Origin of the sequence: Roseateles microcysteis (genome assembly GCF_036880965.1) — a bacterium.
Classification (GTDB): Bacteria; Pseudomonadota; Gammaproteobacteria; order Burkholderiales; family Burkholderiaceae_C; genus JAUASW01.
Genome location: NZ_JBAJMV010000002.1, coordinates 43,246 through 67,019, shown reverse-complemented (window position 1 = coordinate 67,019; position 23,774 = coordinate 43,246). Strand labels below are relative to the sequence as shown.

At 64.5% G+C, this 23,774-nt stretch carries 18 protein-coding genes, 1 tRNA gene and 1 pseudogene; 6 read left to right on the top strand and 14 right to left on the bottom strand.

Features of this window, described 5'->3' with window-relative positions:
- Positions 1-57: 57 nt before the first annotated feature.
- Positions 58-1,500 (top strand): putative bifunctional diguanylate cyclase/phosphodiesterase, encoded by a 1,443-nt coding sequence (locus V3596_RS05215; protein ID WP_334276560.1) that lies wholly within the window; start codon positions 58-60, stop codon positions 1,498-1,500.
- On the opposite strand, the gene V3596_RS05210 is transcribed toward V3596_RS05215, so the two are convergent.
- The 4 genes from V3596_RS05210 to V3596_RS05195 all read right to left on the bottom strand — a co-directional run bounded on the left by V3596_RS05210 (position 1,442) and on the right by V3596_RS05195 (position 6,225).
- Positions 1,442-3,007: a hypothetical protein gene (locus V3596_RS05210; RefSeq protein ID WP_334276559.1), complete on the bottom strand. Its 1,566-nt coding sequence runs from the start codon at positions 3,005-3,007 to the stop codon at positions 1,442-1,444. The genes V3596_RS05215 and V3596_RS05210 overlap by 59 nt on opposite strands.
- Complete coding sequence (locus V3596_RS05205; RefSeq protein ID WP_334276558.1) at positions 3,004-3,876, bottom strand: ABC transporter ATP-binding protein; 873 nt, start codon at positions 3,874-3,876, stop codon at positions 3,004-3,006. Before V3596_RS05205 ends, V3596_RS05210 begins: the two co-directional genes overlap by 4 nt.
- A gap of 136 nt (positions 3,877-4,012) precedes the next feature.
- A complete protein-coding gene (locus V3596_RS05200; RefSeq protein WP_334276557.1) occupies positions 4,013-4,543 on the bottom strand; it encodes a hypothetical protein in 531 nt (176 codons plus the stop codon).
- Between the two features lie 23 nt (positions 4,544-4,566).
- Positions 4,567-6,225 carry a formate--tetrahydrofolate ligase gene (locus tag V3596_RS05195; RefSeq protein ID WP_334276556.1) on the bottom strand — a complete coding sequence of 553 codons (1,659 nt, stop codon included), beginning with the start codon at positions 6,223-6,225 and terminating at the stop codon, positions 4,567-4,569.
- Positions 6,226-6,447: 222 nt separating this feature from the next.
- Between V3596_RS05195 and V3596_RS05190 the strand changes: the two genes are divergently transcribed.
- Positions 6,448-7,869, top strand: a complete 1,422-nt coding sequence (locus tag V3596_RS05190; RefSeq protein ID WP_334276555.1) for a putative bifunctional diguanylate cyclase/phosphodiesterase — start codon at positions 6,448-6,450, stop codon at positions 7,867-7,869.
- Between the two features lie 6 nt (positions 7,870-7,875).
- Here the strand turns inward: V3596_RS05190 and V3596_RS05185 are convergent, their stop codons facing one another.
- The 8 genes and pseudogenes from V3596_RS05185 to rimP all read right to left on the bottom strand — a co-directional run.
- The gene (locus V3596_RS05185) at positions 7,876-8,997 is read right to left on the bottom strand and encodes an enoyl-CoA hydratase/isomerase family protein (RefSeq protein ID WP_334276553.1); all 1,122 of its coding nucleotides are present in this window, start codon (positions 8,995-8,997) and stop codon (positions 7,876-7,878) included.
- 28 nt (positions 8,998-9,025) lie between these two features.
- Positions 9,026-9,919 carry a DMT family transporter gene (locus tag V3596_RS05180; protein ID WP_334276552.1) on the bottom strand — a complete coding sequence of 298 codons (894 nt, stop codon included), beginning with the start codon at positions 9,917-9,919 and terminating at the stop codon, positions 9,026-9,028.
- 106 nt (positions 9,920-10,025) lie between these two features.
- Positions 10,026-11,849, bottom strand: a complete 1,824-nt coding sequence (gene typA, locus V3596_RS05175; RefSeq protein WP_334276551.1) for a translational GTPase TypA — start codon at positions 11,847-11,849, stop codon at positions 10,026-10,028.
- 22 nt (positions 11,850-11,871) lie between these two features.
- Complete coding sequence (gene truB / locus V3596_RS05170) at positions 11,872-12,813, bottom strand: tRNA pseudouridine(55) synthase TruB (protein ID WP_334276550.1); 942 nt, start codon at positions 12,811-12,813, stop codon at positions 11,872-11,874.
- An 18-nt stretch (positions 12,814-12,831) separates the two neighbouring features.
- On the bottom strand, positions 12,832-13,215 hold the full coding sequence (rbfA, locus tag V3596_RS05165) for a 30S ribosome-binding factor RbfA (protein WP_334276549.1): 384 nt from the start codon (positions 13,213-13,215) through the stop codon (positions 12,832-12,834).
- A gap of 85 nt (positions 13,216-13,300) precedes the next feature.
- Positions 13,301-16,228, bottom strand: a complete 2,928-nt coding sequence (infB, locus tag V3596_RS05160) for a translation initiation factor IF-2 (protein ID WP_334276548.1) — start codon at positions 16,226-16,228, stop codon at positions 13,301-13,303.
- A 52-nt stretch (positions 16,229-16,280) separates the two neighbouring features.
- On the bottom strand, positions 16,281-17,759 hold the full coding sequence (gene nusA, locus V3596_RS05155; RefSeq protein ID WP_334276547.1) for a transcription termination factor NusA: 1,479 nt from the start codon (positions 17,757-17,759) through the stop codon (positions 16,281-16,283).
- Positions 17,760-17,905: 146 nt separating this feature from the next.
- Positions 17,906-18,376: pseudogene (gene rimP / locus V3596_RS05150) on the bottom strand (ribosome maturation factor RimP); the annotation flags it as partial.
- A 318-nt stretch (positions 18,377-18,694) separates the two neighbouring features.
- Between rimP and fabI the strand changes: the two are divergent.
- A complete protein-coding gene (fabI, locus tag V3596_RS05145) occupies positions 18,695-19,477 on the top strand; it encodes an enoyl-ACP reductase FabI (RefSeq protein ID WP_334276545.1) in 783 nt (260 codons plus the stop codon).
- A gap of 63 nt (positions 19,478-19,540) precedes the next feature.
- Here fabI and V3596_RS05140 read toward each other — a convergent pair whose 3' ends face one another.
- On the bottom strand, positions 19,541-21,802 hold the full coding sequence (locus V3596_RS05140) for an arginine/lysine/ornithine decarboxylase (RefSeq protein ID WP_334276544.1): 2,262 nt from the start codon (positions 21,800-21,802) through the stop codon (positions 19,541-19,543).
- A gap of 159 nt (positions 21,803-21,961) precedes the next feature.
- On the opposite strand from V3596_RS05140, the gene V3596_RS05135 reads away from it, so the two are divergent.
- From V3596_RS05135 to V3596_RS05125, 3 genes are all read left to right on the top strand, one after another.
- Positions 21,962-22,384 (top strand): NfeD family protein, encoded by a 423-nt coding sequence (locus V3596_RS05135; protein WP_334276543.1) that lies wholly within the window; start codon positions 21,962-21,964, stop codon positions 22,382-22,384.
- Positions 22,385-22,426: 42 nt separating this feature from the next.
- Positions 22,427-23,344, top strand: a complete 918-nt coding sequence (locus V3596_RS05130; protein ID WP_334276541.1) for an SPFH domain-containing protein — start codon at positions 22,427-22,429, stop codon at positions 23,342-23,344.
- Positions 23,345-23,388: 44 nt separating this feature from the next.
- A tRNA-Ser gene (locus V3596_RS05125) sits at positions 23,389-23,479 on the top strand.
- 60 nt (positions 23,480-23,539) lie between these two features.
- On the opposite strand, the gene V3596_RS05120 is transcribed toward V3596_RS05125, so the two are convergent.
- Positions 23,540-23,767, bottom strand: coding sequence for a sulfurtransferase TusA family protein (locus tag V3596_RS05120; protein ID WP_334276539.1), 228 nt, complete (start codon positions 23,765-23,767; stop codon positions 23,540-23,542).
- Positions 23,768-23,774 lie beyond the last annotated feature (7 nt).

Genomic DNA, 23,774 nt, shown 5'->3' with positions numbered 1-23,774 from the left:
TATAAAAGCGGCAGGTACGCCTGCCAGAAAACAAGCAGGCAGCAGCAGGGAGCAGCGATGGACAACAGCCTGGGCGATGACGCAGGCTTTTATCGCGGGGTCTGGCTGAGCCAGCTCCGCCGGCTCAATGCCGCCGAGGCACCGGCCTCAGCTGCCTTTGACAGGCGCCGCCGCCGCGTGCTGCTGCTGGGAGCTGGCGCCACCCTGCTCAGCTCCATCCCGTGGATGCTGTTCTTCGTCTACATCGATCACCCGACAGCCGCCCTAGGCGAAGCCGCGGTGGCCCTCGCCGCCGTTGGCGTCCTGCAGCTGACGCGTCTGCGCCTGATGAGGCTTGCCAGCCTGGTGTTCTCGCTCTCCTCCCTGCTGGCCCTGTGGGGCCTGACGCTGGCCACCGATGTGCCCACGCCGTCCATGCCGCGCAGTCTCCATCTCCTGATGATTCCGCTCTTCGTCGGCAGCTTCTTCCTCTTGCAGCAGGACAGACGCCATTGGCGCTGGTCGCTACCGATGCTGACACTGGCGAGCTTCGCGGTGCTGTCGGGTCACACCGGCGGATTCGGCTTCCGGCCTGTGCTGCCCGATGAAATGCGCGCACCCGCCATATGGTGGGTGACCGCCTTTACTGTGGGCATGCTGTACGCGCTGCTGAGCGCCATCCTCGGCGAATCCAAAGAGAACTCGGCCCTGGAGTCGGAGCTCCTGCGCGCGCTGGGCTCGGGCGAGATCCAGGTGCATCTGCAGGCGCAGTGCGATGTATCGGGCCGCATCGTCGGTGCCGAGGCCTTGATGCGCTGGCAGCATCCGCAGCGCGGCTTTGTCTCACCGGCGGAGTTCATCCCGGTGGCAGAACGCAGCGGCCTGATCGTGCCAGCCGGTGAAGTCGTGGCCCGCCAGGTCTGCGCCGTGCTGCTGCGCTGGCGTCATGAGCCGGCGCTTGCTGGCATGACGGTGTCGATCAATGTGAGCCCAGGCCAGATCCGCGATGCACGCGCGATGCAAAGGCTGCTGGACATCGTCACCGAGCCTGGCCTGCCGCATGGCGCGATCAAGTTCGAGCTGACGGAGTCGGTCTTCGTGGAAGACTTCCGGGGCGTGCGCGAGCGCATGGCCGAATGCCGGTCGCGCGGCATTCGCATGGCGCTGGACGACTTCGGCACCGGTTTTTCATCGCTGAGCTACCTGAAGCTCCTGCCGCTGGACCAGCTCAAGATCGACCAGAGCTTCGTGCGCGGCTTGCCCGGCGACGCTGGCGCCGTGGCCATCACCCGCACCATCATCGGCCTGAGCCGCGAGCTGGGCCTGGAAACCGTGGCCGAGGGTGTCGAGACCGCGGCCCAGGCCGAGGCCCTGCTGCAACTGGGCTGCAGCACGCATCAGGGCTTTTTCTACGCACGCCCGCTGCCGGTGCCTGAATTCGAAGCCCTGGTGCGCGCGCCGCTCAAGCGTGCCGCCGCTGGTTCAAGCCCAGCCCTGCAGCCAGCAGAGCCAGTGCAATGAGCAGATAGCTGCCCACCGTGGTCGCATTGGCCGAGCCATTGAAACCCATGGGGTCAAACCACGCCATCTTGGGCGTCTGCACCGACAGGTAGAAACCGAACAGGAAGAGCGACAGATAGGCCCGCCCGCTGCCGGTGCTCTGGCCCAGGAAGCTGGCCACGGCACTCAGGAAGATCAAGCCACTCAGCAAGGCCGCGGCCAGCAAGGGCTGCTCAACACTCCAGCGCAAGAGCACCGGCAGGCTGAAGATCACGCCCAAGACGAGGCTGGCCAGCCATTGGCGCAGGTAGCGGGCCCGCGGGCCGCCCAAAGTCACGTTGGTCAAGGCCAGGGCACGCGCCTGATGGTCGCGGGCAGCAATATCGCTGATCAGGATGCCCCAGAGCACGGCCGCCGCACAAAGCACCGGCCCAAGGCGATGGGCCGGGCTGGCAACGCCGGCCACGATCACACCCGCGCCGAGCAGCAAGGCGAGCGGGCTGACACTCAGGCTGACCACGGTCTCGGCCGCCACCTGACCCGCGAGGCCCGGCCAGCGGGCACACAGCGGCAGCAGGCGGTTCACGGCCCGGCTCAGCGGCTGAAGCAGGTGTTGAACCCAGGCCAGCAGTGCAAACAGCTTGCCGTTTTCACGTGCCTTGACCTTGTCTGGCGAATAGCGGTGGAACAGCGCGACCGCCAGGCCGAGCGGCAGCAGGGCCAGCAGCGCTGAACCCAGGCGCAGCGCCAGCAACTGCGGACTCCAGAATCCGTCCGGCGCCGGCAGTACCGGCAGGCTGCTGTCGAAGGGCGAACCGCCAATGCTGAAGTGCTGGACATGCAGCAGCTCGCTCATTCGCACGATATGGCTGGTCAGGCCCGAGATATCAAACACCTGCCAGCCGCTGAGACTGGGCTGCGCGGCGCTCAAGGTGACTGGCATGAACATGAACTGGGCCACCCAGAGCATGAAGAACAGCAGGTCGCCGCGCTTGCCCATCAGCGGAGCCCAGGCGTCGCAGAGCGTGGCCACACTGGCGGCCAGCATCAGTGTCGGGGTCAGCACCAGCAGATAGGTCTGCAGATAGACCCAGGGCTGCAAAGGCCCTTCGCCACGCACCAGATGCAGCACCCAGACGCTGAGCATCAAGGCGCCCATCAGCGACAGCAGATACAGCACCGCGCCGCACCAGCGGGCCAGCAGGAACAAGACATTGCCAACCGGCGCGCTGGCCAGCAGTCCGCCCGTGCCGCTGCGCAGGTCCTCCTGCGTGCGGCCGCGCACCAGGTAGAAGCCCGCCAGGCCCATCAGCATGCCGGCGATCGTGGCTGTGCCAAAGGCCAGAGTGAGGCTCTCGTAGGCCACGCGCTGCTTGCCCATGGTCATCATCGCCCGGCCACCAGCGGGGTCAGCCACCACCAGCCAGCTGATGACGATGACGGCCAGCACGCAGACCAGCGAACCGATGCGGCGCGAGCGCAGCCGCAGTTCGTTCAGCACCAGCGCCTTGAATGCCGCCGGGTTCATGCCGGCACCGCCTGCGCTGCATAGCGCTGTGCCATCAAGGCTTCTTCCAGACTCGGTTCGCTGACGCTCGCACCAACGCAGGGTTGCTCGGCATGGGCCATGCGGGCGTTGATCAGGCCGCCCTGCCGTTGCGCCTGCAGCATGTGGATGCCCTGGCCGCGCAGCGCCTCATAGTGGTCAAGTGCCAGTTGCGCACTCCAGACCTGGCCGCGAGCGCGCTCCAGCAATTGCGCGGGCGTCGCCAGGTCCACCAGCTTGCCCTGGCGCATGATGGCCAGGCGCTCGGCCATGTTCTCGACGTCGGAGACGATGTGGGTCGACACGATCACCAGCTTGGAAAATCCGATCTCGGCCAGCAGGTTGCGAAAGCGCAGGCGCTCTTCAGGGTCGAGGCCGGCGGTGGGCTCGTCGACGATCAGCACATCCGGGTCGTTCAGCAAGGCTTGGGCAATGCCCAGGCGCTGGCGCATGCCGCCCGAGAAGCCGATGGCCGGGCGGTTGGCCTGCTCGGCCAGGTTGACCAGCTCCAGCAGGCGGCGAATGCGCGCCGGGTCGCGCACGCCTTTGAGCGCGGCGAAGTACTGCAGGAATTCGAGCGCCGTGAGATGCGGGAACACGCCGAAGTCCTGCGGCAGATAGCCCAGGCGGCGGCGCATCAGCTCGGGCTTGGCAACGATGCACTGGCCGTCCAGCAGGATGCGGCCGCTGGTGGGCTTGGTGAGCGTGGCCAGCATCTGCATCAGCGTGCTCTTGCCGGCGCCGTTGTGGCCGATCAGGCCGAGCACGCCCGGCCCCAGCTCCAGCGAAACGCCGTCCAGCGCGCGCAGCTTGCCGCCGTACACCTTCACCAAGTTCTGGATGCTCAACATTGCTCGACCCCTCGCCTTGCTCGACGCTTGAAAAGCCGGCAGGTTAGCGAGGGGCCCGCCCCTACGCCGCCGAGCTACGACACAAGGCATGGCGGCCGGGACAGGCAGCAGATGCAGGCGACGGGCCGCTGCAGGCTCAGGCCGGGCTGGCGGCCGATGCGGCAGTTGCTGGAGGCACCGGGCAGGACTGCGCCGCGCCCATGCCCTTCAGGAAGGCACGCCGCGAGCGGCCCGCCATGACAGCCGCCGCCACCTCCCTGGAATAGCGCTCCGCACCGCTGAGCTTGCGCAGCCAGCCGCGGAACGGCAGCAAGCCTTCGGCGGTTCGCCGCAAGGCGTCCACGGCAGCGTCACCCGCAGCCTCACCGCCCTTCTCAACCAGCCCTTGCTCGGCCCGCTGCGACGGCGCATCAATGTCGGGGCCGAGCGCCTCGTCCAAAGGCTGTATCGCCGCCAGCAGGCCGGTGCAGCTGCTGTCTGCCGGCCGCTTGTACGGCGCCCCCTGGGCGTCCAGCAAGGCCTGCGGAATCTTGTCCTTGACCAGATTCAGATCGTTCAGCGGCGCGGCGGCAGCCGAACCGACACGCGCGCCGGTATCGGGCTTGCTGGCGCAGGCCGTGAGCCCGAGCACTGCAAGGATCAACAGCAAGGAATGACGCTTGTACATGGCTCCCCTTTTCGTCGACAAGTTCAGAACAGTCCGCTGATGCGACCGTGGGCATCGACATCGATGCGCTCAGCCGCGGGCACTTTTGGCAGGCCCGGCATCGTCATGATGTCGCCACAGATGGCGGTGACAAAACCAGCGCCCGCATTGAGCCTGAGCTCGCGCACCCGCAAGGCATGGCCGATGGGTGCAGCCAGCAGCTTGGCGTCGCTGCTGAAGGAGTACTGCGTCTTGGCAATGCAGACCGGCAGGCCGCCAAAGCCCAGGGCCTGCAATTCGCCGAGCTGGGCACGGGCCTTGGGTTCCCAGTCCACCGATTCAGCGTGATAGATCTTGCGCGCCACCGCGGCGATCTTCTCGTCCAGCGGCAGTTCGTCTTCATAGAGCAGCTGCATCCTTGCCGCGCCGCTGGCGCAGGCTTTGACCACCTCGCGAGCCAGCTCGGCCGCACCTGCCCCACCTTCGGCCCAATGCGAGGCCAGCACGCAGGGGACTTCGAGTGCTGCGCATTCACGCTCGATCATTGCAATCTCTTCCGGCGTGTCGCCATCGAAGCGGTTGATCGAGACGATGGCCGGCAGGCCATAGTGCAGGCGCACATTGGCAACATGGCGGCGCAAATTGGCCAGGCCCTCCTGCAGCGCCTCCAGCCCCTGCAAGGCGCCACCATGATGGCGCAAGGCTCGCACCGTGGCGACGATGACGGCGCAGCCCGGGCGCAGGCCCGACTGCCGGCACTTGATGTCGATGAACTTCTCGGCACCGAGGTCGGCGCCAAAGCCTGCTTCGGTCACCACGTAGTCGGCCAGCTTGAGCGCCGTCTGGGTCGCGATCAGCGAATTGCAGCCATGCGCGATATTGGCAAACGGCCCGCCGTGCACAAAGGCCGGATTGCCCTCGAGCGTCTGCACGAGGTTGGGCGCCAGCGCGTCTTTCAGCAGGGCGGCCATCGCGCCGTCGGCCTTGAGCTGCCGCGCGGTGATCGGCAACTTGCTGCTCGTGTAGCCCACCACGATACGACCGAGCCTTTCCTTCAGATCGGCCAGCGACGTGGCCAGGCACAGGATCGCCATCACCTCGGAGGCCACCACGATGTCGAAGCCGTCTTCGCGAGGATAGCCATTGCCTGGGCCGCCGAGGGCGACAGTGATCTCACGCAGGGCTCGGTCGTTCATGTCGACCACGCGGCGCCAGACGATGCGCCGCACATCCAGGCCGAGCGCATTGCCATGGTGGACATGGTTGTCGATCAGCGCGGCCAGCAGGTTGTTGGCCAGCGCGATGGCATGGAAGTCGCCGGTGAAGTGGAGGTTGATGTCCTCCATCGGCACGATCTGCGCAAGGCCGCCACCGGCCGCACCGCCCTTCATGCCAAAACAGGGCCCCAGCGAAGGCTCGCGCAGGCAGATGATGGCGTTCTGACCGATGTGGTTCAGCGCGTCACCGAGGCCCACTGTCGTGGTGGTCTTGCCCTCGCCCGGCGGCGTGGGCGTGATGGCGGTGACCAGCACCAGGTGACCGTCAGGTCGGCCTTGCAGCTTCTCGATCTGTTCCAGCGAGAGCTTGGCCTTGTACCGGCCATAGGGGCTCAAGGACCCTTCGGGGACTCCCAGGCGCCGTACGGCCAGGGGAACGATGGGCTGTAGCGTCGCCGCCTGGGCGATCTCGATGTCTGTGCGCATGGGCTGGGAACAATCCTTCGTGGGGATGGGCCGCGCCAGACAGCGCGCGGCATTGCGGGGTTGCGCGCGATTATGGCCAAGCACTCAGGTCCCGCAATTGGGCGAAATTCGCACAACTAGGCGCATATACGGATGACGCGGCATCAAGGACTCGCGGACATTGCTGGCAAGACCAAAAGATTTCGCGTCCATCACGCCTCGGCGTGGGAAAGAGCCAGCAGCATGCTCGAAGAGTCGCTTGGGATCGGCCGGCCGCTGTCGAGCTGGCCATCGCCAGCTCAACTGCTGGCACGCTTCAACAATGCGGAAGGCACCCTGCCGCAGCCCTTTGATCGCCGCCGCCGGCGCATGCTGATCACGGGCAGCTGGTTCACCATCGGCACCATTGCCTTCTGGGCCAGCTTCTTCGCCTTGAAGAACCAGCTCTGGCTGACGGTGCTGGACCTGGGCCTGGCGGCATCGGCCGGCCTGGTGCTGTGGCTGGTGCAGCGCAAGCAGGTGCGCCTGGCAGGCATGATCTTTCTCTTTGTCTGCCTGGGCTTTCTGCTGACCGTGGCCGGCCTGGCGGACATACCCACCGTGGTGGCGCCGCGCACGCTGCACCTCTACATGGTTCCCTTGACGGTCTATAGCGTGTTCCTGCTGCAGCATGAGCGCTTTGCGGTGCGCGCCGCCGTGGTGATCATCGTGCTGACCTGCTTCGCCGTGCTGGCAATGGCGCCGGTCGATCTGGCCCACGAGCACTTCATGAACGAGGCGCAGCGGCGCGTGGGCGCCGTGATCAACGTGGTCAGCGCCACCGTGCTGCTGTTCATGATCATCGACATCATGCTGCGCGAAGCCAAGGAAACCTCGGCGCTCGAGCTCGATTTCGCCCGCGCCGTGGCCACCGGCGAAATCCAGGCCTATCTGCAGGCCCAGTGCACGGCGGATGGCCGCATCGTCGGTGCCGAAGCCCTGATGCGCTGGCGCCATTCCAAGCGGGGCTATGTCTCGCCCGCCGAGTTCATTCCGATGGCCGAGCGATCAGGCCTGATCGTGCCGGCAGGCGAGCAGATCGCAGCCATCGTCTGCAAGGCCCTGCACGCCTGGGAAGATGATCCGGTGCTGAGCCAGCTGACCGTGTCCGTCAATGTCAGCTCGGCCCAGCTCTATTCCGGCGCCTCGACCACCAAGCTGCTGGGGACCGTGCACGAAGCAGAGACGCCGCCGGCCTCGCTCAAGTTCGAGCTGACCGAGTCGATGTTCGTCGAGGACTTCGAGGCCGTGCGCAGCAAGATGGAGCAGATCCGCGGCCAGGGCATACGCATGGCGCTGGACGATTTCGGCACCGGCTTTTCTTCGCTGGCCTATCTGAAGCTGCTGCCGCTGGATCAGATCAAGGTCGACCAGAGCTTTGTGCGCGACCTGCCTGGCGATGCGAGCGCAGCCAAGATCGCCGCCACCATCGTCCACCTCGGTGAGGACCTCGGTCTCGAAGTGGTGGCCGAAGGTGTGGAGAACCATGCGCAGCTGCAGGCCTTGCAGGCCATGGGCTGCCGGATCTTCCAGGGCTTTCTGTTCTCGCGCCCTGTGCCTATCGAGGAATTCGAGGCGTTGGCCCGCAGCGGCAAGCCGCTGCCAGCCGCCCCACGCCCCGCCTGATCAGCTTCAGGCCAGGCCGCGCAGCGGATGCTCGGCCGGCGCCCAGGGGCTGGCGAAGAACTCGGCCACCATGGCCGGCGTCACGTCTTCGATGCGCGCCGGGTTCCAGCGCGGGCTGTGGTCCTTGTCGACCGCCAGCGCACGGATGCCCTCCACCGTTTCCGAGGCCGCGCCAGGGCGTAGATGGAAGCAGCGGTGCACCAGGTCACGCTCCAAGCGCAGGTCTTCGGCGAGGCTCAGCTTGCGGGCGCGGCGGATCAGTTCCAGCGTGACGGCCAGCATCAGCGGCGAACGCTTGCGCAAGGTGGCCAGCGTCTCCATCGACCAGGCATCGCCCGCGGCCTGCAGCGACTCGCAGATTGCCAGCACCGTGGGCTTGGAGAAGTGCAGGTCGATGCGACGGCGCAGCTCCAGGTCGTCGGCCGGCGCTGCGAGATCGACCCGCTCCATCACCGTGGCCACGACATGCTCGGCGCTCGGCTGCTCACCGCGACGGAAGGCCTCGATGATGATGGGCAACTCGCCGCTGCGCACGAATACATCGCCCAAACCCAGGGCGATGGCGTCGCCAGCACCCACGGCATGCCCGGTCAGGGCCAGCCATTCGCCGCTGCTGCCCGGGCATTGCGCGAGGAACCAGCCACCGCCCACGTCGGGGAACAGGCCGATATTGGTCTCGGGCATGGCCAGCTTGGAATGTTCGGTCAGCACGCGCAACTTGGCGCCCTGGCTGATGCCCATGCCACCGCCCATCACCACGCCATCCATCAGGGCGATATAGGGTTTGGGATAGGCGTGGATCAGGTGGTTCAGCGCGTACTCTTCAGTGAAGAAGTCTTCCAGCGCCTTGTCACCGGCCAGGGCGGCCTGGTGGAAGAAGCGGATGTCTCCACCGGCGCAGAAAGCCGCAGGCTTGCCTTCGCGTCCGGCGCCGAGGATGACCACGGCTTCGATGGCCGGCGCTGCGGCCCAGGCCTTCAGGAGTGCCGTGAGGTCACGGATCATCGCCAGCGACAGCGCATTCAGCGCGTTCGCGCGGTTCAAGGTGATCAGCCCCAGGCAGCCGTTGACTTCGGCCAGGACCTGGCCCTCGGATTGCAGCGGGGGGATCAACGGTGCGGCGCTCATGCCAGGAACTCCAGTTTCTTTGATTGCTTCATTGTGGCCGGCGCTGCCGTAGCGCCAGGATTTCATTGCCTGCCAGGGCGGCCAGCAGGGTAGCACCGCCGATGAGCGTGGCGCCAGCCGGGGCTTCCCCGGCACCCAGCCAGGCCCACAGCACGCCGAAGATCACCTCCAGCTGGCCGAGCAAGGCGATCTCCGGCGCGGGCAGTACCCGCGAAAGCCGCACGACCAGCAAACAGGGAATGGCCAGCTGGCAAAGCCCCAGGAATCCGAGCAGGCCCAGATCATGGGCTGAAGCCTGGAAGGGCCAGGCAAGTGGCAGGGTGAGCAGAGCTGAGATCAGGGCGCCGATCAGCACGGCGGGCAACATGTCCTGGCCCGGCGCAAGCGCGTCGGGATCGGCGTTGCCATGGGTGGCGCGCTGTAGCAGCGTCCAATTCGTTGCGGCTGCCAGCGGCACCAGCAGGGCCACCAGCACGCCCGCGAGCCCTGCCCCATCCGCCTCCTGGCCGAACATCCAGGCAATACCCAGCGTGGCCATGCCAATCGCTGCCCAGGTCCGGGCCGGCAGGCGGTGATGCAGAAAGAGGCGCGAGAACAGCGCGGTCAGCAAGGGCCCCAGCGCCATCGTCACCAGCACCGTCGCCACGCTGGCCATGGTGATTGCCACCATGAAGGCCGTGAACATCGCCGCCCAGCAGGCGCCCGACAGCCAGACCAGCCGCGGCGCCCGCAAAAGCTGACCCCACAAGGCCGGGCCGCGCAGCCAGCGCAGGAGCACGATCAAGGACAGCGCATTGAACGCGCTGCGCCAGAACGTAACCTCGAAACTGCGCGCCGCCTCCAGATGCCGCGTGACCACGCCCGCCGTGCTCCACAGCAGCGTGACCAGGATCATCAACAGGAGGGCATGACGATGGCTCATGAATTGAGAGCGCCCCTTTCGGGGCGCGGGCGTCTGTCTGACTGGAGCCCCCTCATGGAGGGGGCTGGGGGAGCTCACTTGACCGCGCAGAGCGCGCGTCGTGCGCTCAAGCGCGCGACGCGCGCTTGCGTTCGTTTTCCGTGAGGAATCGCTTGCGGACACGCACGCTCTTGGGCGTGATTTCGACCAGCTCGTCGTCGTCGATGAAGTCGACACCGTATTCCAGCGTCAGGTCGATGGGCGGCGTGATCTTGATCGCGTCTTCCTTGCCGCTGACGCGGAAGTTGGTCAGCTGCTTGGTACGGGTGGCGTTCACGACCAGGTCGTTGTCGCGGTTGTGGATGCCGACGATCATGCCTTCGTAGACCGGGTCATTCGGCTTGACGAACATGCGGCCGCGGTCGTCAAGCTTGCCCAGGGCGTAGGTGAAGATTTCACCGTCGTCCATCGAGATCAGCACGCCGTTCTTGCGGCCGCCGATGTCGCCCTTGTGTGCTTCGTAGCCGTCAAAGATCGAAGAGATCAGGCCCGAACCGCGGGTCAGGTTCATGAACTCGTTGGCGAAGCCGATCAGGCCGCGCGCCGGAATGCGGTACTCGAGACGCACGCGGCCATGGCCGTCCGGCTCCATGTTCAGCATTTCGCCCTTGCGCAGGCCCAGGGCCTGCATGACGCCGCCCTGGTGGATTTCTTCCACGTCGGCCGTCACCAGCTCCATCGGCTCGCTCTTCACGCCGTCGATGTCCTTGAACATCACGCGCGGCTTGGAGACAGCCAGCTCGTAGCCTTCACGGCGCATGTTTTCCAAGAGGATGGTCAGGTGCAGTTCGCCGCGACCGCAGACTTCGAAGATGCCGTCTTCGTCAGTCTCGGAAACGCGCAGCGCCACGTTGTGCTGCAGTTCCTTCTGCAGGCGGTCCCAGATCTGGCGGCTGGTGACGTACTTGCCTTCACGACCGGCCAGCGGGCTGGTGTTGACGCAGAAGTTCATCGTCAACGTCGGCTCGTCCACCTTCAGCATGGGCAGCGGCAGCGGATTGGCCGGGTCGGTCACGGTCACGCCGATGCCGATTTCTTCAATGCCGTTGATCAGCACGATATTGCCGGGGCCGGCTTCCGTGACCTGCACGCGGTCCAGGCCGTGGAAGGTCAGCACCTGGTTGATGCGGCCGTTGACGGACTTGCCGTCCGGGCCTTCCATGACCTTGACCTGCATGCCGGGCTTGATCGTGCCCTGGCTGATGCGGCCCACGCCGATGCGGCCGACGAAGGTCGAGAAGTCCAGTGCCGAGATCTGCAGCTGCAGCGGCGCGCTGGCGTCACCCGACTGCGCCGGCACATGCTTGAGCACGGTGTTGAACAGGGCCGACATGTCTTCGCCCCACTTCTCGCCCGGCGCGCCTTCAACCAGCGAGCTCCAGCCGTTGATGCCCGAGGCATAGACGACCGGGAAGTCCAGCTGCTCGTCGGTCGCGCCCAGCTTGTCGAACAGGTCGAACGCTGCGTTGACGACGGCGTCCGGCTTGGCGCCCGGCTTGTCCACCTTGTTGACCACGACGATGGGTTTGAGGCCCAGGGCCAGCGCCTTCTTGGTCACGAAGCGGGTCTGCGGCATCGGGCCTTCCTGCGCGTCGATCAGCAGCACCACGCCGTCAACCATGGAAAGCGCGCGCTCCACTTCACCGCCGAAGTCCGCGTGTCCGGGTGTGTCGACGATGTTGATGTGCGTGCCTTCCCAGGACACGGCGCAGTTCTTGGCCAGGATGGTGATGCCACGCTCGCGTTCGATGGCGTTGTTGTCCATCACGGTGTCGACGACCTTTTCGTGGTCGGCGAAGGTGCCGCTTTGACGCAGCAGCTGGTCCACCATCGTGGTCTTGCCATGGTCAACGTGGGCAATGATGGCAATGTTGCGGATCTGGGTACTCATAAGACGACTTTCCTAAAAATTCTCAAGTGCTCAGCAGGCTGCTTACTTCCTGCGGGCTCAACAGACGACCGGGAATCAATTCACCGGCGGCGATTGATGCGCTGCCCAACAAGGCATGAGCGGCGGGCCCATAGACCCGGACATGCGGTGCATCTGCGGCGGCAACGCGACGCCGCAGACCATTCAGGAACCGGCTGGCGTCTTCATCAGCCAGGCTGATGGACGGCCAGTCGGCCAACAAGCAATCGGGCGGACGCAAGAGCGCCTCGCGCTCGGCTTCCGTCATCGCAGCCAAGGCATCCAGGCTGATGGCGTCTCGCACATCGACGGCGCCACTGGCCGTGCGGCGCAAGGCGCTCAGGTGGGCGCCACAGCCCAGCTCGCGGCCGATGTCTTCGGCCAGCGTGCGGATGTAGGTGCCCTTGGAGCAGCGGACCGCGATGGTGAGCGCGTCAGCATGCCAGTCGACGATGTCGATGCCGTGAATTGTCACGGCACGCGCTTCGCGTTCAATCGTGATGCCCTGGCGCGCATAGTCGTACAGCGCCTTGCCTTCGTGCTTCAGGGCCGAATACATCGGCGGCACTTGCGAGATGGCACCGGTGAATTTCGCGCAGGCAGCTGCTATCAGCTCACGCGTCACGGCCACTTCGCGCGTTTCCAGGACTTCGCCCTCGGCATCGCCAGTCGTCGTCGTCTGGCCAAGTTTCAGCGTCGCAACGTAGGCCTTGTCGGCGTCAAGGCTGACCTGGCTGAACTTGGTGGCCGCGCCGAAGCAAAGCGGCAGGAGGCCGGTGGCCAAGGGATCGAGCGTGCCCGTGTGCCCGGCCTTCTCCGCCCGCAGGAGCCACTTGGCTTTCTGCAGAGCGTCGTTGCTGGACAGGCCCAGCGGCTTGTCGAGCAGCAGCACGCCGTGCAGGGCACGGCGCACAACTCTCTGGCGCTGGGGTCTGGTTTCGGTCACGTCAGGTCTCTTGCGAGTTCAGTCGTTCGTGTGCTCTTCGTCGTCCAGCGCGCGGGTGGCGTTGGCCTTGGAGATCAAGGAGCTCAGCTCAGCCGCACGTTCGATCGTGCGGTCGTAATGAAAATGCAGCGTCGGCACGGTATGAATCTGCAAGCGCTTGAACAGGCCGTTGCGCAGGAAACCGGCAGCTTCGTTCAAGGCCTCTTCGGTTTCGGCCGGGTCGCCGACCAGCACCGAGAAAAAGACCTTGGCATGCGCGTAGTCGGGCGTGACCTCGACCGCGTTCACGGTGGCCATGCCGATGCGTGGATCCTTCAACTCACGGATCAGCTCCGCCAGGTCGCGCTGGATCTGGTCGGCTACGCGGAAACCGCGGTTGGGGATGGCTCTCTTGTGTCGCATGTCTTAGCTCCTTCTCGGCCTCCCAAGAACAAACCCCGCCTTCGTTTCGGAGGCGGGGTCTGCTGGGTGGGGCCAACTCCGCTGGTTAAAGCGTTCGTGCCACTTCCTTGATCTCGAAGAACTCCAGCTGATCGCCTTCCGCGATGTCGTTGTAGTTCTTGAGCTTGATACCGCACTCGAAGCCTTCCTTGACTTCCTTGACATCGTCCTTCTCGCGGCGGACCGAGTCGACCTCGCCGGTGTAGATGACGATGTTGTCGCGCAGCAGGCGGAACTTGGCACCACGACGCACCAGGCCCGAAGTGACCATGGAACCGGCCACGGTACCGATCTTGGAAGCCACGAACACGACGCGGATCTCGGCCGTACCCAGCGCTTCTTCGCGCTGCTCGGGCGCCAGCATGCCGGCCATCGCTGCCTTCACCTCATCCACGGCGTCGTAGATGATGTTGTAGTAGCGCAGGTCAACCGAGTTGCCTTCGGCCAGCTTGCGGGCCAGCACGTCGGCACGCACGTTGAAGCCGATGATGACCGCCTTGGAGGCGATCGCCAGGTTGACGTCGGACTCACTGATGCCACCGACCGCCGCATGGACGATCTGCACCTTGACTTCGTCGGTCGAGAGCTTGAGCAGCGAGGCGGCCAGAGCTTCCTGCGAACCCTGCACGTCGGCCTTGATGATCAGCGGCAGGGTCTGCACGTCGCCGCCGCCCATTTCGCTGAACATGTTCTCGAGCTTGGCAGCTTGCTGCTTGGCCAGCTTGACGTCGCGGTACTTGCCCGAACGGAAGGTGGCGATTTCGCGCGCTCGGCGCTCATCGGCCAGCACCATGAATTCATCACCGGCCTGCGGGACTTCGGTCAGGCCCTGGATTTCCACCGGGATGGAAGGACCGCCCTCGGCACAGGCCTTGCCGTCTTCGTCCAGCATGGCGCGCACGCGTCCATAGGTGGAACCTGCCAGCACCACGTCGCCGCGCTTGAGCGTGCCGCTCTGCACAAGCACCGTGGCGACCGGGCCGCGGCCCTTGTCCAGCTTGGCTTCGATCACGAGGCCCTTGGCCATCGACTCCTTCGGCGCCTTCAGTTCAAGCACTTCGGCCTGCAGCAGCACTTGCTCCAGCAGGTCGTCGATGCCCTGACCGGTCTTGGAAGACACGCCCACGAACGGCGAATCGCCGCCGAATTCTTCCGGCACCACCTGCTCGCCCACCAGCTCGCTCTTGACGCGCTCGAGGTTGGAATCAGGCTTGTCGATCTTGGTGACCGCCACGACGATGGGCACGCCCGCAGCCTTGGCATGGTGGATGGCTTCCTTGGTCTGGGGCATCACACCATCGTCCGCCGCCACCACCAGGATGACGATGTCGGTGGCCTTGGCGCCGCGAGCACGCATGGCCGTGAAGGCCGCGTGACCCGGGGTGTCCAGGAAGGTGATCATGCCGCGCGGCGTGTCCACGTGATAGGCGCCAATGTGCTGCGTGATGCCACCGGCTTCGCCAGCGGCGACCCGGGCTCGGCGGATGTAGTCCAGCAGCGAGGTCTTGCCGTGGTCGACGTGACCCATGACGGTGACCACCGGAGCGCGCGGCAGCGATTCATGCTGCTGCTCGGTCGTGCCTTCTTCTTCGAGGAAGGCATCCGGATCGTCCAGCTTGGCAGCGAAAGCCTTGTGGCCCATTTCCTCGACGAGGATCATGGCCGTTTCCTGGTCCAGCTGCTGGTTGATGGTGACCATCTGGCCCAGCTTCATCAGCTGCTTGATCAGCTCGGACGCCTTGATCGACATCTTGTGTGCCAGGTCGGCCACCGAGATGGTCTCGGGCACATGGACTTCCTGAATCTGTTGCTCGACCGGCGCGACGAAGCTCGACTGACCACGATCACCACCGCGGTCATTGCCGCGACGGCCACCCGCACCACCGCGGGCCGGAGCGCGCCAGCCCGGACGGGCGCCTGCACCAGCCGTGGGGCCGGCTCCAACCGTCTTGAGACCGCGCTTCTTGGCGGCATCGTCGGCCCAGCTGCTTGAGAGCTTCTCGGACTTGATCGACTTCTTGTCGCCCGGCTTGGCAGCACCGGTGCCTGCAGCGGCAGGTGCGCCCGGCGTGCCCGGCTTCTTGTGGATCGTGCCCTTGATGGCGGCGGCTTCAACCGGCTTCGGTTCTTCCGGCTTCTTGGCCACCATGACCTTCTTGGGCGCATTCATCATCGCGCGGATGGCAGCGGCCTCAGCCTCGGCGGCCTTGCGGCGGCGCTCCAGGTCGGCTTGCTTCTGCTTCTCGTCGGCAGCCGGAGCCGTCGCCTTGACCACGCGCAGCGCGGGCTTGGGCGGCTCGACCGGGGCCGGCGGCGGCGCCACAGGTTCAGCAACCGCAGCGGCAGGTGCAGGTGCAGGTGCAGCAGCCGCAGACGCAGCGGCGCCCTTCTTGGCGGCAGCGGCAGCAGCCTTGGCGGCGGCCTCGGCCTTGGCCGTTGCTTCAGCAGCTTCCTCGGCGGCGCGGGCTTCAGCAGCCAGGCGCTCCTGGCGGCGTTGCTCTTCGGCTTCCTTGGCAGCGCGCTCGGCTTCTTCGCGCTCACGCATCTTGGCTGCGAGCTCTTCTTCCTGGCGACGCAGTGCTTCGGCCTGCTTTTCAGCTTCCTCTTCGCGGCGCTGCAACTCGGCCTCTTCCGCGGCTGCGGCTGCGGCTTCGTCGACACCAGCGGGCAGGTCGTCGCGCTTGACGAAGGTGCGCTTCTTGCGCACTTCGACCTGGATGGTGCGGGCCTTGCCGCTGGCATCGGCCTGCTTGATCTCGCTGGTCGACTTGCGCGTCAGCGTGATCTTCTTGCGGTCAGCGCCGGCCGTACCGTGCGCAGTGCGCAGGTAGTCCAGCAGGCGTTCCTTGTCCGCCTCGTTGAGGGCATCCTCTGCAGACGCCTTCTTGACGCCCGCGGCTTGCAGCTGCTCGAGAAGAGTGCTTGCAGGCCTGTTCAGCTCTGCGGCGAACTGGGCGACGGTGGTCACAGCCATTGTTGAATCCTTGTGCTTAATCTGCTGTGCGAATTGATTGGTCTTCAGCGCCTCAGGCGGTGAACCAATGTTCGCGGGCCTTCATGATCATGGTGCGGGCATCAGCCTCGTCCATGCCGGCCAGTTCAACGAGTTCGTCGACGGCCAGATCGGCCAGGTCGTCGCGTGTGTGGATGCCGCCATCGGCGAGCTTGGCGATCAGGTCGGGCGTCACGCCTTCCAGATCACGCAGGTCTTGGGACACTTCCTCGACCTTCTCTTCCTTGGCAATTTCCATGGTCAGCAGCGCATCCTTGGCTCGGGTGCGCAACTCGTTGACCGTGTCCTCGTCGAAGGCCTCGATTTCCAGCATTTCCTGCATAGGCACGTAGGCCACTTCTTCCAGGCTGGTGAATCCTTCGGCGATCAGGATATCGGCGACTTCCTCGTCCACGTCGAGCTTGTCGACGAAGAGCTTGCGCACCGATTCCGATTCGATTTCATGCTTGGCCGCTGATTCCTCGGCCGTCATGATGTTGATGCGCCAGCCGGTCAGCTCGGAAGCGAGCCGCACGTTCTGGCCGCCGCGGCCGATGGCGATGGCGAGGTTTTCCTCGTCAACCACCACGTCCATGGCATGTCGTTCTTCGTCCACCACGATGGACTGCACGTTGGCAGGAGCCAGGGCGCCGATGACGAACTGAGCCGGGTCTTCCGACCACAGCACGATGTCCACGCGCTCACCGGCCAGCTCGTTGGTCACGCCGTTGACGCGCGAACCGCGCACGCCGACGCAGGTGCCGATCGGGTCGACGCGCTTGTCATGCGAGAGCACCGCGATCTTGGCGCGGCTGCCGGAGTCACGGGCGCAGCTCTTGATCTCGAGCAGGCCTTGTTCGATCTCAGGCACTTCCTGCGCGAACAGTTCCTTCATGAACTCGGGCGAGGAGCGCGAGAGCATGATCTGGGGCCCACGCTGGGTGGGGTCCACGCCCAGGATGACGGCGCGAACGCGGTCGCCAGTGCGCAGATTTTCCTTGGGGATCATTTCGCCGCGCTTGAGGCGCCCTTCGACGCGGCCCGACTCGGCAATGATGTCGCCCTTGTCCAGGCGCTTGACCGTACCCATGAAGATCTTCTCTCCGCGCGACATGAAGTCGTTCAGCAGCTGCTCGCGCTCGGCGTCGCGGATCTTCTGCAGGATGACCTGCTTGGCGGCCTGGGCACCGATACGGCCGATCGGCACCGATTCAACCGGTTCCTCGATGTGGTCGTCGATCTCGATGTCTTCGATCTGTTCCTGCGCTTCGAACAGCAGGATCTCGGCATCGGCGTTCTGCAGGCCGGCCTCATTGGGCACGACATGCCAGCGACGGAAGGTCTCGTACTCGCCGGAGTCACGATCAATGGCCACACGGATGTCGACTTCCGTGCCATACAGCTTCTTGGTGGCCGAGGCCAGGGCGGCCTCGACGGCGCCGAACACGACGTCGCGCTCCACGCTCTTCTCGCGCGAAATCGCGTCCACCAGCATCAACAGTTCGCGGTTCATTGATCAGGACCTCCATCAACCTTTTCGTCTTCGCCAACAGTCTCGACGGACTGCCGCGCCTTTGCATTGCTGCGCTTCTTGGGTGCCTTGGCCTTCTTGGCCTCGGTCACCGTTTCGCCCGCCCCATGCAGTTCCTTGGGCTGGGCATTGCGCCCCTTGAAGGTCAGCGCCGGCACCAGCTTGGCCTCGCGCACCTCTTCAAGGGAAAAATCCAGTGCTTGATCGGCCTTGCCGTCGTTGAAGACGAGACGCCAGCCCTCGCCTTCGGCCTGCAGCAGACCCTTGTATTTCTTGCGGCCCTGAAATGCCACGCGCAGCGTGATCTGCACTTCCTCGCCAGCGAATCGCTGGTAGTCGGCCAGCTTCTTCAGCGGGCGGTCAACGCCGGGGGAAGAAACTTCAAGACGCTCGTAAGGTGCGTTCTCGACTTCGAGCACATACTGCAGTTGGCGGGTGACCTTCTCGCAGTCGTCGACCGTGATGAAGGCGCCGGCGGCGAGTTCTCCGCTCAGCTTGTCGATGTACACGCGCAGCAAGCCGGCAGCACTGCGTTCGCAGTCCACCAGTTCGTAACCGAGGCCGGTCACGGTTTTCTCAACAGCCGCTTGCCAATTCATGCGTGGTTCTTTGTCGCTCGCAGATTCAAAAATTCGTGGGATCGCAGGGCAAGGCCGGTGTGCAACTGCATATGCATTTGGCGTTCGCCAAAAAAAAATGGGCTGGATGAATCCGCCCACATCTGCAATCGCCTCGGCTCAATCAGTTTGCTGACTGCGCTTGTGACTCTTGCTGCACTTGCCTTGCGTTCGCCGTCATGCCTTGCCAGCGAAGCCGGGATTGTACTATGCAAGCACCATGCCGACAAGCTGCATGCCGCCCGCGAGGCTCATGGCATGCCAAAATCCGGCCCCGATAACCAACAAACAGGAGCCACCATGGGTTTTCTCGCCGGCAAGCGATTGCTGATCACGGGCGTATTGTCCAACCGTTCGATTGCCTACGGCATTGCCAAGGCCTGCCACCGCGAAGGCGCCGAACTGGCATTCAGCTATGTGGGCGAGCGCTTCAAGGAGCGCATCACCGATTTTGCCGCCGAGTTTGATTCCAAGCTGATTTTCGACTGCGACGTCAGCAGCGACGAGCAGATCGAAGCCATGTTTGCCCAGCTGGGCGAGGTCTGGCCCGAATTCGACGGTTTCGTCCATTCCATCGGTTTCGCGCCGCGCGACGCCATCGCCGGCGATTTCCTGGACGGCCTGACGCGCGAAAACTATCGCATCGCCCACGACATCTCGGCCTACAGCTTCCCGGCCATGGCAAAGGCCGCCGCACCGCGCCTGCGCACCAACGCCTCGCTGATCACCTTGAGCTACCTGGGCGCCGAGCGCTTCGTGCCCAACTACAACACCATGGGCCTGGCCAAGGCTTCGCTGGAAGCCAGCGTGCGCTACCTGGCCTACAACCTGGGCGCCAAGGGCATCCGCGTCAACGGCATCTCGGCCGGCCCGATCAAGACGCTGGCCGCCTCGGGCATCAAGGACTTCGGAAAGCTGATGTCGGCCTTCGCCGCCACCACGCCGATCCGCCGCAATGTGACGATCGACGATGTCGGCAACACGGCCGCCTTCCTGCTGTCCGACCTGTCTGGCGGCATCAGCTCGGAAATCATCTATGTGGATGGTGGTTTCAGCCACGTGGCCTTGGCCGGCGACTCCTGAGTCTCTGAATCAGCAATGGAAAACGGGGCCCTTGGGCCCCGTTTTTTTGTTTCCGACTCGCGCTCACTTCAGGGAAACACAGTCCACGAAGTAGCGCGAGCGGCCATCTTCGCCCTTCTCTTCCACCAGGCCATGCACATCCGTGGCGAAGCCGGGGAACTTGGCATTGAAGTCACGGGTGAACTTCAGGTAATCCACGATCTTCTTGTTGAAGCGCTCGCCCGGAATCAGCAGCGGTATGCCTGGCGGGTAAGGCGTCAGCAGCGAGGTCGTCACGCGGCCTTCGAGCTTGTCGATCTCGACGCGGTCGGTGCGGCGATGAGCGATATGGGCATAGGCATCGCTGGGCTTCATTGCCGGCTCGAGGTCCGACAGGTAGACCTCGGTCGTGAGACGCGCGATGTCGCCCTTGGCGTAGGCCTCGTGGATGCTCTGGCAGAGGTCGCGCAGCCCCATGCGCTCATAGCGCGGTTGGGCGGCACAGAACTCCGGCAGGATGCGCCACAACGGCGCATTGCGGTCGTAGTCGTCCTTGAACTGCTGCAACGCGGTCAGCAGCGTGTTCCAGCGGCCCTTGGTGATGCCGATGGTGAACAGGATGAAAAAGGAATACAGGCCCGTCTTCTCCACCACCACGCCATGCTCGGCCAGGAACTTGGTGACGATGCTGGCTGGGATGCCGGTCTTGGCGAACTTGCCGCTCATGTCCAGGCCGGGCGTGATGATGGTGGACTTGATCGGGTCCAACATATTGAAGCCCGAAGCCAGGTTGCCGAAGCCGTGCCACTTCTGGTTGGCCTTGAGCATCCAGTCTGCCGGCTTGCCGATGCCTTCGTCGGCCAGCTTGTCCGGACCCCAGACCTTGAACCACCAGTCCTTGTCGTAGTCGGCCTCGACCTTGCGCATTGCGCGGCGGAAGTCCAGCGCCTCGGAAATGCTCTCTTCCACCAGGGCCGGGCCGCCAGGCGCGTCCATCATCGCGGCAGCCACATCGCAGCTCGCAATGATCGAGTACTGCGGGCTGGTCGAGGTGTGCATCAGGTAAGCCTCGTTGAACAAATGCTTGTCCAGCTTGACGTTTTGTGCGTCCTGCACGAGCACCTGCGAAGCCTGGCTGATGCCGGCCAGCAGCTTGTGCGTGGATTGCGTGGCATACACCATCGCCTCTTTCGGGCGCGGGCGGTTCTTGCCCATCGAATGGTAGGAGCCGTAGAAGCCATGGAAGGCCGCATGCGGTAGCCAGGCCTCGTCGAAATGCAGGGTATCGATCCAGCCGTCGAGCTTTGCCTTGATCGTCTCGGTGTTGTAGAGCACGCCGTCATAGGTGCTCTGCGTCAGCGTCATGATGCGCGGCTTGACCTTCTTGGCGTCCACACCCTTGAGCAGCGGGTTCTTGGCAATTTTCTTGCGGATCACCTCGGGCGAGAACTCGCTTTCGGGGATCGGGCCGATGATGCCGTAGTGGTTGCGCGTCGGTGTCATGAACACGGGCACGGCGCCGGTCATGATGATCGAGTGCAGGATGGACTTGTGGCAGTTGCGGTCCACCACCACCACATCGCCCGGCGCCACTGTGTGGTGCCATACCATCTTGTTGGACGTCGACGTACCGTTGGTGACGAAGAAGCAGTGGTCGGCGTTGAAGATGCGCGCTGCATTCTTCTCTGAAGCAGCTACCGGGCCGGTGTGGTCCAGCAGCTGGCCCAGCTCTTCAACCGCATTGCAGACGTCGGCGCGCAGCATGTTCTCGCCGAAGAACTGGTGGAACATCTGACCCACCGGACTCTTCAGGAAGGCAACACCGCCCGAGTGGCCCGGGCAGTGCCAGCTGTAGGAGCCGTCCTGCGCGTAATCCATCAGCGCCTTGAAGAACGGCGGCGCGAGGCCGTCGAGGTAGCTCTTGGCCTCCCGGATGATGTGGCGGGCCACAAACTCCGGCGTGTCCTCGAACATGTGGATGAATCCATGCAGCTCGCGCAGCACATCGTTGGGCAAGTGCTGCGAGGTGCGTGTTTCGCCGTAGACGTAGATCGGGATGTCCGCATTCTTGAAGCGGATTTCCTCGATGAACTTGCGCAGGTTCAAGACGGCCGGATCAAGCTCGGGGCCGGGCGTGAACTCCTCGTCGTCGATCGAGAGGATGAAGGCGCCCGCGCGGCTCTGCTGCTGGGCAAATTGCGAAAGGTCGCCGTAGCTGGTGACGCCCAGCACCTCGAAGCCCTCTTTCTGAATGGCGTCAGCCAGGGCGCGGATGCCCAGACCCGAGGTGTTCTCGGAGCGGTAGTCCTCGTCGATGATGACGATGGGAAAACGAAAACGCAGCATGGCTTGGCCTCCAGAGGGCGCTGAGCAGAAAAACGAAAGGCGCGAAGTGTAGGGCCAAGCGCCCGCGACGCAAGACGCCACCCCTGTTTGTCGCACAAACAGAACGGGCTGGGCACTCCGGGGCCGGCGCTACACTCATTTGCAACAAATGGGGGAGCCATGAATCAAGCCATCGCCTGGTGGATCGTCGCCGGCCTGCTGGTCGCAGCCGAACTGGCAACGGGCACCTTCTATCTGCTGATGCTGGCCGTCGGCGCTGCTGCTGCCGCACTCGCAGCACACCTCGGGCTGAGCCTGCCGATCCAGATGGTGACTGGCGCCGTCATCGGCGGTGCCGCAGTCGCACTCTGGCACATGCGCCGCAGCAAGCAGGTTCGCTTGCCCGCCCATGCAGATCGCGACGTCAACCTGGACATTGGTCAAACCGTGCAGGTCCAGCACTGGGCCAAGGACGGCCGCACCACCGTCAAGTACCGTGGCGCCGATTGGCAAGCACGCTTCCAGGGTGAAGGTCAGCCACACAGCGGCCGCTTTGTCATCAGGGCAGTCGACGGCAACTGCCTGCTGCTCGACGCGGCCTGAATCCGCTCAAGATCCAAATCAACATCAAGCAAGGGGAGATGCATGGAAATCGTTGCACTGGTGCTGCTGGTCGTCGCAGCCGTCTTTGTCATCCAGTCGGTCAAGGTCGTGCCGCAGCAGCATGCCTGGGTGGTTGAACGCCTGGGCCGCTATCACGGCACACTCACGCCGGGATTGAACTTCCTGGTGCCCTTTGTCGATCGCCTGGCCTACAAGCACTCCCTGAAGGAAATCCCGCTCGACGTGCCGAGCCAGGTCTGCATCACCAAGGACAATACCCAGCTGACGGTGGATGGCATCCTCTACTTCCAGGTGACCGATGCGATGCGCGCCAGCTATGGCTCCAGCAACTACATCACTGCCATCACCCAGCTCGCCCAGACAACCCTGCGCTCGGTGATCGGCCGCATGGAACTCGACCGCACCTTCGAGGAGCGCGCCGTCATCAACACCTCCGTGGTGGAGGCCCTGGACGAGGCGGCATTGAACTGGGGCGTGAAGGTGCTGCGCTACGAGATCAAGGACCTGACCCCGCCGCCCGCCATCCTGCACTCCATGCAGGCACAAATCACCGCCGAGCGCGAAAAGCGCGCCCTGATCGCCGCCTCAGAAGGTCGCCGCCAGGAGCAAATCAACATTGCCACCGGCGAGCGCGAGGCGGCCATCGCCCGCTCCGAAGGCCAGAAGCAGGCCGAGATCAACAAGGCCCTGGGTGAAGCCGCGGCAATCACGGCTGTCGCAGACGCCACGGCGGACGCCATCCGCAAGATCGCCGCCTCCATCCAGCAGCCCGGCGGCGACCAGGCCGTTCAGCTGAAGGTGGCCGAGAAAGCGGTTGACGCCTACGCCCAGTTGGCCCAGAAGAACAACACGATGATCGTGCCCGGCAATATGAGTGAGGTCTCAGGCCTGATCGGCACTGCCATGGCCTTGATGAAAGCTTCCACTCTCAAGTCCTGAACTGCTCAGAACGCCCAAAAATCTAGGCTAGAATGGCGGGCTTCGGAGCGGTGGATGAGTGGTTTAAGTCGCACGCCTGGAAAGCGTGTGTGGGTTAATAGCCCACCGCGGGTTCGAATCCCGCCTGCTCCGCCAGAAATTGGGAAGGGCCCGTCAGTGATGACGGGCCCTTGTTCTTTTCCGGGTCGAGCAGATTCAGCGGCGCTTCAGCACATGAATGAACTCATCGGCCTGGTTGGCCTGCTCGACCAGCTCATTGCCGGTCTGGCGCGCAAACGCCTGGAAATCACGCATAGAGCCGGGGTCGGTGGCCACCACCTTCAGCAGCTGGCCACTCTCCATCTCTGCCAAGGCCTTCTTGGCCTTGAGGATGGGCAGCGGGCAGTTGAGGCCGCGGGTGTCGATTTCCTTGTGGATGTTCATGGACATA

What these genes read in the sequence shown, in the direction of transcription:
- V3596_RS05215 (WP_334276560.1), top strand. Translation starts at nt 58, where the DNA reads ATGGACAACAGCCTGGGCGATGACGCAGGCTTTTATCGCGGGGTCTGG.
- V3596_RS05210 (WP_334276559.1), bottom strand. Translation starts at nt 3,007, where the DNA reads ATGAACCCGGCGGCATTCAAGGCGCTGGTGCTGAACGAACTGCGGCTG.
- V3596_RS05205 (WP_334276558.1), bottom strand. Translation starts at nt 3,876, where the DNA reads ATGTTGAGCATCCAGAACTTGGTGAAGGTGTACGGCGGCAAGCTGCGC.
- V3596_RS05200 (WP_334276557.1), bottom strand. Translation starts at nt 4,543, where the DNA reads ATGTACAAGCGTCATTCCTTGCTGTTGATCCTTGCAGTGCTCGGGCTC.
- V3596_RS05195 (WP_334276556.1), bottom strand. Translation starts at nt 6,225, where the DNA reads ATGCGCACAGACATCGAGATCGCCCAGGCGGCGACGCTACAGCCCATC.
- V3596_RS05190 (WP_334276555.1), top strand. Translation starts at nt 6,448, where the DNA reads ATGCTCGAAGAGTCGCTTGGGATCGGCCGGCCGCTGTCGAGCTGGCCA.
- V3596_RS05185 (WP_334276553.1), bottom strand. Translation starts at nt 8,997, where the DNA reads ATGAGCGCCGCACCGTTGATCCCCCCGCTGCAATCCGAGGGCCAGGTC.
- V3596_RS05180 (WP_334276552.1), bottom strand. Translation starts at nt 9,919, where the DNA reads ATGAGCCATCGTCATGCCCTCCTGTTGATGATCCTGGTCACGCTGCTG.
- typA (WP_334276551.1), bottom strand. Translation starts at nt 11,849, where the DNA reads ATGAGTACCCAGATCCGCAACATTGCCATCATTGCCCACGTTGACCAT.
- rbfA (WP_334276549.1), bottom strand. Translation starts at nt 13,215, where the DNA reads ATGCGACACAAGAGAGCCATCCCCAACCGCGGTTTCCGCGTAGCCGAC.
- infB (WP_334276548.1), bottom strand. Translation starts at nt 16,228, where the DNA reads ATGGCTGTGACCACCGTCGCCCAGTTCGCCGCAGAGCTGAACAGGCCT.
- nusA (WP_334276547.1), bottom strand. Translation starts at nt 17,759, where the DNA reads ATGAACCGCGAACTGTTGATGCTGGTGGACGCGATTTCGCGCGAGAAG.
- fabI (WP_334276545.1), top strand. Translation starts at nt 18,695, where the DNA reads ATGGGTTTTCTCGCCGGCAAGCGATTGCTGATCACGGGCGTATTGTCC.
- V3596_RS05140 (WP_334276544.1), bottom strand. Translation starts at nt 21,802, where the DNA reads ATGCTGCGTTTTCGTTTTCCCATCGTCATCATCGACGAGGACTACCGC.
- V3596_RS05135 (WP_334276543.1), top strand. Translation starts at nt 21,962, where the DNA reads ATGAATCAAGCCATCGCCTGGTGGATCGTCGCCGGCCTGCTGGTCGCA.
- V3596_RS05130 (WP_334276541.1), top strand. Translation starts at nt 22,427, where the DNA reads ATGGAAATCGTTGCACTGGTGCTGCTGGTCGTCGCAGCCGTCTTTGTC.
- V3596_RS05120 (WP_334276539.1), bottom strand. Translation starts at nt 23,767, where the DNA reads ATGAACATCCACAAGGAAATCGACACCCGCGGCCTCAACTGCCCGCTG.